We start from the raw sequence: 7,311 nt of genomic DNA, 5'->3' as shown, positions 1-7,311 counted from the left end.
CAGCCAAGAGAAGGAGCATCGGATGAATCCCAAAAGTGGAAGCCACTTTTGGGTCGGAGGCTCTAAGACGCCTCCGGCGTGGTCTCGCCGAGATATTCGCGCCAGAGGGCATTCGGACCGAGCTGCTGGATGAAGGCCTCGTGGGCCGCGCGCTCGGCCTCGGTCAGGCGCGAGATCAGATGGCGCGGGCGGGCATCGCGCGCCGCGGCCTGGCGGGCCGCGGCCGACCGTGAGGCGGGCTGGAGCGAGAGGTCGAAGCCGACCTGCCGGCCGCCGATCAGCTCGATATAGACCTCGGCCAGGATCTCCGCGTCGAGGAGCGCCCCGTGCTTGGTGCGCCGGGAATTGTCGATGCCGTAGCGCGAGCAGAGGGCATCGAGGTTGTTGGCCGCGCCCGGATGCTTGCGCCGGGCCATCGAGAGCGTATCAACCACATCGGGCAGGTTGAACGGGGTGTGCCCGGTGCGGGCGAATTCGGCGTTGAGGAAGCCGATGTCGAAGGCGGCGTTGTGAATGACGAGCCGCGCATCGCGGACGAACTCGGCGAATTCGTCGGCGACGGCCGCAAAGACCGGCTTGTCCTGGAGGAACTCGTCGGAGAGCCCGTGGACCGCGAAGGCGCCGGGGGAGACCGGGCATTCGGGGTTGATGTAGACGTGATAGCTCTTGCCCGTTGGGATGTGGTTGAGCAGTTCGACGCAGCCGATTTCGATCACCCGGTCGCCGTTGGCATGATTGGTACCGGTGGTTTCGGTATCGAGAACGATTTCACGCAACATTACGAAAACTCTTCATCAAAAACGGTGACGCCGCCCGGGCCGGCCGGCGAGACAGGCGAGGATCGATCGCACCTGCGCCTCGGCGGAGGCGAAGCCGCGGCTGGTATCGACCAGGAAATGGGCGCGGGCCCGCTTGTCCTCGTCCTTCATCTGCTTGGCCAGGATGGCATGAAATTTCTCCTCCGTCATGCCGGGACGGGCCATGACCCGGTCGCGCTGGACGAAAGCCGGGGCGGTGACCACCAGCACCGCATCGCAGCGCGCCTCGCCGCGGGTCTCGAACAGGAGGGGGATGTCCAGGACGGCGACCGGCGACAGCGCCGAGACCTTCTCGAGAAAGGCCTCCTCCTCGTCCCGCACCAGCGGATGCACGATGGCCTCAAGGTGCTTCATGCGCTCCGGATTGCCGAGAACCACGGCCCCCATTTTCGCCCGGTCGACGGCTCCGTCCGCGACGGTGCCGGGAAAGGCCTTTTCGATCAGCGGCGCGGCGCGGCCGCGATAGAGCCGATGCACGGTGGCGTCGGCATCATGCACAGGCACGCCGAGTCGGCGGAAGAGATCCGCCGTGGCCGATTTTCCCATGCCGATGGAGCCGGTGAGGCCGAGGACGAAGGTCATCGATGGCCCTCGATATCGGCCAGGATCAGCGCCCGCAGCGCGGGCGTGACTTCCGGGGTGACGCCGAACCAGCGCCGGAAGCCCGGCACCGCCTGGTGCAGCAGCATCCCCAGGCCATCGACCGTTCTCAGACCCCGCGCAGCTGCGGCCGCAAGGAAAGGGGTTTGCAGCGGAACATAGACGATATCGGCCACGATGGCGTCGTGGGGTGCCCGGGCGAGATCGAGATCCAGCGGCGGCTGGCCCGCCATGCCGAGGGACGTGGTGTTGACGATGAGCCGGGCCTGCGGAAGGACCTGCGGAATGGTCTCCCAGGCGCGGGCTTCCAAGCGAACCGAACCGTCGGACCCGAGGTCACGCACCAGATCCTCGGCCTTCGAGAGGGTGCGGTTCGCCACGACGATCCGTTTCAGCGGCCGGTCCTGGAGCCCCGCCACCACGGCCCGGGCCGCCCCGCCGGCACCGAGCACGAGGGCCGTGTCCACATCCCGTTCCCAGCCTGTCCCCAGAGAGGCATCGAGATGGGCCATGAAGCCCGGGACGTCGGTGTTGTCGCCCCAGAGCACGCCGTCCTCGATCCAGAGGGTGTTCACGGCGCCCACGCGCTCTGCCTGCGCGGTCCGGCGCTCGACGCCGAGGAAAGCCGCCTCCTTGTGCGGAATGGTGACGTTGCCGCCGGCGAAGCCGAGCGACCGGAAGCTCTTCAGGAATTCCCCGAAATCCACAGGCGCGACATCGGTGCGCTCGTAGGAACCGTCGAGCCCGTATTGCTTCAGCCAATAGCCGTGGATCAGCGGCGAGCGGGAATGCTTGATCGGATGGCCGACGACGAAGGCCTTCGTCATGACGTCAAATCCTTAGAGGGCGAGGCTGCCGAAACGGCGCAGGGAGGCGAGAAGCGGAAGGAGAGGGAGCCCCAGGATCGTCGAATGGTCTCCCTCGACCGTCTCGAAGAGATGAATGCCGAACCCTTCGAGCTGGTAAACGCCGACGCTTTTCAGCACGTCCGGACCGGCGAGATCGAGGTAGAGGTCGATCGCCGGCTCCGTCAGAGGCCGCATGGTGAGATGGGCACTCGCGGCAAAGTGCTCGACGACCTGCCCACCGACCGCGATGGCTCCGGCCGAATGCAGGGCGTGACGGCGGCCCGACAGGGCCATAAGATGGGCCTTGGCCGCCTCGCGACCTGCGGGCTTGTGGAAGACCACGCCGTCGCATGCGAGCACCTGATCGGCCCCGAGCACGACCCGTTCCGGATGGCGGCGGCTGACCGCAAGCGCCTTTTCCGCCGCAAGCCGACCGGCGAGGGCGGGCGGATCGAGCATCTCATGGGCGGCCGCGTCCTCGACGGCCCGCTCGTCGATGCCGGAATTCTGCGTCTCGACGGGAAGCCCCGCGCTCACGAGCAAGGCGAGTCTCGTCGCGCTCGTCGAAGCAAGAAGCAGCTTTTCCGCATGGGTCCAGAGTATCGGCATGGATCTATTCCGCAATGAAGCGCAGGCGATGGTCGCGATAATGGTCGATGATCGCCGCCGCCGTCTCCTCGATGGAGCGCCGGGTCACGTCGATCACCGGCCAGCCGTTGCGCGCGAACAGCCGCCGCGAAGCCGCGAGCTCCTCGGCCACGGCGTCGCGGTCTACATAAGAGGTGTCATCGTCGGCGTTGAGGCTGAGGAGGCGGTTCTGCCGGATCTGCACGATCCGCTCCGGCGTCGCCACGAGGCCGACGATCAGCGCCTTCCGGGCGGTTTCGAGAACCGACGGCGGCGGCACGCCGGGCACGAGAGGGATATTAGCCGTTTTCAGCCCGCGATTGGCTAGATAGATCGCCGTGGGCGTCTTCGAGGTTCGGCTCACACCGACCAGGATCACGTCCGCGTCGTCGAGATCGTGCGGCAGGTGCCCGTCGTCGTGGAGGAGGGTGAAGTTCATCGCGTCGATGCGCTTGAAATATTCCGCGTTCAGCATGTGCTGCGCGCCGGGCCGCGCGGTCGAATGGGTGCCGAGATAGGAGGAGAGCAGGGCATGCACCGGCTCCAGCACGGAGAGATGCGGCGAGCCGGTGTTGCGGCAGACCTCCTCAAGCCGATGCGCCAGATCCTGCTCGACCAGGGTATAGAGCACGATGCCCGGCGCGGTCTCGATCTCGCTGATCACGCGCTCGAGCTGCGTGTTGGAGCGCACGAGCGGATAGACATGCTCGATGGCGGCCACGCCCTCGTACTGCGCCACCACCGCGCGGGCGACGGTGATCAGGGTTTCGCCGGTCGAATCCGACACGAGATGAAGATGGAAATAACTACGTCCCATGGCGGAAGGTCTCCACGACAAGGAGTCGATCAGTGTGGATAAAACGCCCTCGTCCGGAGGTCCAGCCGAGGGGCCTGTGGGATTCAGCCGAAACCATCAACAGGGCTCGCCGTTGTGCGAGTCTGAAGGACCCGATTTGGGAGAATCCGGCACGAATCAGCACCAAGAATTCGATTCAGATCTGGTTAATCTTCATTAACGGGCTGTTAAGATTTAAGAATTCGGAAAGGATTGTGACACCCCCGCCCCATCCGTTAATGACAGGTTAACGGCACAGGCCGTGTGGACCGCCTGTGGACGGGCTTGCGGCTTTGCGATTCACGGCCCAAGAGAAACATCAGATTCTTAGATTCAAAGATTATATTTTTAGAGAGGGCCTGTGAGCGAGCGTCCCACCAAAGCGATCCTGCGCGTGCTGAACGGCGAGCCGGTCTGGCCGCTTCCGATCTGGATCATGCGCCAAGCCGGCCGTTATCTGCCGGAATATCGGGAGACCCGGAAGCAGGCCGGCTCCTTCCTCGATCTCTGCTACAATCCGAGGCTTGCCGAGGAGGTGACCCTTCAGCCGATCCGGCGCTTCGGCTTCGACGCCTCGATCCTGTTCTCCGACATCCTGGTGATCCCCCACGCCCTGGGCCAGGACGTGCGCTTCGTCGAGAACGAGGGGCCCAAGCTCGATCCGGTGACCTCCGAGAAGGATTTCTCACGCCTCGCCGACGAGCTGCCGCTGGAGCGGCTCGACCCGGTCTTCGAGACCCTGGACCGCCTGAGCAAATCTCTGCCGAAGGAGACGACCCTTCTCGGCTTCTGCGGCGCGCCCTGGACGGTCGCGAGCTACATGATCGCCGGCAAGGGCACCCCCGACCAGGCGCCCGCCCGGCTGACCGCCTATCGCGATCCGGCCTTCATGGACGCGCTGATCGACAGGCTGGTGCGGGCCTCCACGGCCTATCTCATCCGACAGATCGATGCGGGCGCCGAGGCCGTGCAGATCTTCGAGAGTTTCGGGTCGGCCCTGCCGCCCGCTCTCTTCGACCGCCTGTCCCTCAATCCGATCCGGCGTATGGTGGAGGGTCTTAAACAGGCCCGTCCCCAGGCGAAGGTGATCGTTTTCGTCCGCGGCGGCGGGGCCAATCTCCACCGCTTCGCCTCGGCCGGGATCGGCGACGGGCTCGCCCTCGACTGGACCCTCGATCCCGCGATCGTGCTGGAGACCCTGCCGGACACGATTGCGACCCAGGGCAACCTCGATCCCCTGGCGCTGATCGCCGGCGGGGCGGCCCTGACCGACGGCATCGACCACATCCTTGGCGCGGTGCGCGGACGCCCGCATATCTTCAATCTCGGGCACGGCATCCTGCCGGAGACGCCCGTCGAGCATGTGGCGCAGATGATCGCTCGCGTGCGGGGAGCCTGAACGCCATGCTGTATCTCTGGCTCAAGGCGTTCCACGTGGTCGCCGTCATCGCGTGGATGGCCGGCATGCTCTATCTGCCGCGTCTCTTCGTCTACCATTGCGACGCTCAGAAGGGCTCGATCCAGTCCGAGACCTTCAAGATCATGGAGCGCCGCCTGCTCAAGGCGATCATCAACCCGGCCATGGTGGTGACCTGGCTTTTGGGCCTTTACCTCCTCTGGGACGGCGGCTGGTACACCTCCGGCTGGATGCACGCGAAGATCGCTCTCGTGTTGATCATGTCCGGCCTGCACGGGGTCTATGTGAAGCGGCTCAAGGATTTCGCCGCGGACAAAAACACGAAGCCGGCGAAATATTATCGCATCCTCAACGAGGTCCCGACGGTGCTCCTGATCGGCATCGTGATCCTGGTCATCGTGAAGCCGTTCTGACGTTTCTCGCGGCGTCCCGCGGTCCGAAGCGGAGTTTGGGGATGTGCGACGAAGGTGGCGCTGAACTCCCTTCCCCTCGGGGAGGAGGGTGTCAGCGCCCCATCGGGCCGCAGCTCCCGGCCTCTCCACCCGGGCCAGAATGACCCTTTTGGATTCAATCCTTCAAAGCCTCTTGAGCCCCGGCCCGAATAAGGCTAAATAAGAATCCTCCTCCTCTACAGACAGGTGCGCTGCACGGGGCCCCCGGGGCTCTCTCTCAAGTCACCCCTCGTGAACTGAGCGGCCCTGTCGAACGTTTCCCCGACCTCCCCGCGTACAGCCCCATCTGCCCGCGACTTTACCCCGAGAGTGTTCCCCGATGAGGGAAATCAAACTTCAAGATCTCAAATCCAAGACGCCCACCGAACTCATTGCCTTCGCCGAAGAGCTCGAGGTCGAGAACGCGAGCACCATGCGCAAGCAGGAGCTCATGTTCGCTATCCTCAAGCAGCTGGCGGCACGCGAGGTCGAAATCATCGGCGCCGGCGTGGTCGAGGTGCTGCAGGACGGCTTCGGCTTCCTGCGCTCGGCCGATTCGAACTACCTGCCTGGCCCGGATGACATCTACGTCTCCCCGAGCCAGATCCGGAAATTCGGCCTGCGCACCGGCGACACGGTGGATGGCCCGATCCGTGGCCCGAAGGAAGGCGAGCGCTATTTCGCCCTGCTCAAGGTCAACACGATCAATTTCGAAGATCCCGAGAAGATTCGGCACAAGGTTCATTTCGACAACCTGACGCCGCTCTTCCCGCATGAGCGCTTCAAGCTCGAGCTCGACGATCCGACCCGGAAGGACTTCTCGCCGCGGATCATCGACATCGTGTCGCCGATCGGCAAGGGCCAGCGCGCCCTCATCGTGGCGCCGCCCCGCACCGGTAAGACGGTGCTGATGCAGAACGTCGCGCAGTCGATCACCACCAACCATCCCGAGTGCTACCTCATCGTGCTGCTCATCGACGAGCGCCCGGAGGAAGTGACCGACATGCAGCGCTCCGTGAAGGGCGAGGTCGTGGCCTCCACCTTCGACGAGCCGGCGACCCGTCACGTGCAGGTGGCCGAGATGGTGATCGAGAAGGCCAAGCGCCTCGTGGAGCACGGCCGCGACGTGGTCATCTTGCTCGACTCGATCACCCGCCTGGGCCGCGCCTACAACACGGTGGTGCCGTCTTCCGGCAAGGTGCTCACCGGCGGTGTCGACGCCAACGCCCTGCAGCGCCCGAAGCGCTTCTTCGGTGCGGCGCGCAACATCGAGGAGGGCGGCTCGCTCACCATCATCGCCACCGCGCTCATCGATACCGGCTCGCGCATGGACGAGGTGATCTTCGAAGAGTTCAAGGGCACCGGCAACTCGGAAATCATCCTTGACCGCAAGGTCGCCGACAAGCGTACCTTCCCGGCCATCGACATCACCCGGTCCGGCACCCGCAAGGAAGAGCTGCTGGTCCCGTCGGACACGCTCAAGAAGATGTATGTGCTGCGCCGCATCCTCAACCCGATGGGCACGGTCGACGCCATCGAGTTCCTGCTCGACAAGCTGCGCCAGACCAAATCGAACCAGGAATTCTTCGATTCGATGAATACCTGAGGCGGAATCTCCGGCTTCCATCATCAGCCCCATCCTCCGGCGCCGCTTTGCGGCCAGGAGGGTGGGGTTTTTGTTTGTCGTCACAGCACGCCCATGAGCCACAGGACGATCAAGGTCAGCACGGCAGAG

General features: G+C 64.7%; 8 protein-coding genes. 3 read left to right on the top strand and 5 right to left on the bottom strand.

Going from position 1 to position 7,311, the window contains the following annotated elements; translation table 11 throughout:
• Positions 1-62: 62 nt before the first annotated feature.
• From dnaQ to OC446_RS22285, 5 genes are read right to left on the bottom strand one after another with little or no spacing between them, the layout of a single operon-like run.
• On the bottom strand, positions 63-779 hold the full coding sequence (gene dnaQ / locus OC446_RS22305; RefSeq protein ID WP_262031211.1) for a DNA polymerase III subunit epsilon: 717 nt from the start codon (positions 777-779) through the stop codon (positions 63-65).
• 15 nt (positions 780-794) lie between these two features.
• Positions 795-1,400, bottom strand: a complete 606-nt coding sequence (gene coaE / locus OC446_RS22300) for a dephospho-CoA kinase (RefSeq protein ID WP_262031210.1) — start codon at positions 1,398-1,400, stop codon at positions 795-797.
• Positions 1,397-2,245 (bottom strand): shikimate dehydrogenase, encoded by an 849-nt coding sequence (locus tag OC446_RS22295; protein WP_262031209.1) that lies wholly within the window; start codon positions 2,243-2,245, stop codon positions 1,397-1,399. The genes coaE and OC446_RS22295 overlap by 4 nt, the downstream gene beginning before the upstream one ends.
• Positions 2,246-2,257: 12 nt before the next feature.
• Positions 2,258-2,875, bottom strand: coding sequence for a Maf family protein (locus OC446_RS22290; protein ID WP_262031208.1), 618 nt, complete (start codon positions 2,873-2,875; stop codon positions 2,258-2,260).
• Between the two features lie 4 nt (positions 2,876-2,879).
• Positions 2,880-3,710 carry a pyruvate, water dikinase regulatory protein gene (locus tag OC446_RS22285; protein WP_262031207.1) on the bottom strand — a complete coding sequence of 277 codons (831 nt, stop codon included), beginning with the start codon at positions 3,708-3,710 and terminating at the stop codon, positions 2,880-2,882.
• 379 nt (positions 3,711-4,089) lie between these two features.
• On the opposite strand from OC446_RS22285, the gene hemE reads away from it, so the two are divergent.
• From hemE to rho, 3 genes are all read left to right on the top strand, one after another.
• Positions 4,090-5,127 (top strand): uroporphyrinogen decarboxylase, encoded by a 1,038-nt coding sequence (hemE, locus tag OC446_RS22280; RefSeq protein ID WP_262031206.1) that lies wholly within the window; start codon positions 4,090-4,092, stop codon positions 5,125-5,127.
• Positions 5,128-5,135: 8 nt separating this feature from the next.
• The gene (hemJ, locus tag OC446_RS22275) at positions 5,136-5,558 is read left to right on the top strand and encodes a protoporphyrinogen oxidase HemJ (RefSeq protein WP_262031212.1); all 423 of its coding nucleotides are present in this window, start codon (positions 5,136-5,138) and stop codon (positions 5,556-5,558) included.
• A gap of 358 nt (positions 5,559-5,916) precedes the next feature.
• The gene (gene rho, locus OC446_RS22270) at positions 5,917-7,182 is read left to right on the top strand and encodes a transcription termination factor Rho (RefSeq protein WP_114944157.1); all 1,266 of its coding nucleotides are present in this window, start codon (positions 5,917-5,919) and stop codon (positions 7,180-7,182) included.
• Positions 7,183-7,311 lie beyond the last annotated feature (129 nt).

Source organism: Microvirga sp. Mcv34, from assembly GCF_024519725.1.
Classification (GTDB): domain Bacteria; phylum Pseudomonadota; class Alphaproteobacteria; order Rhizobiales; family Beijerinckiaceae; genus Microvirga.
Note: the sequence above shows the minus strand (reverse complement) of the source record. Positions and strands in the feature narration are given on the sequence as shown.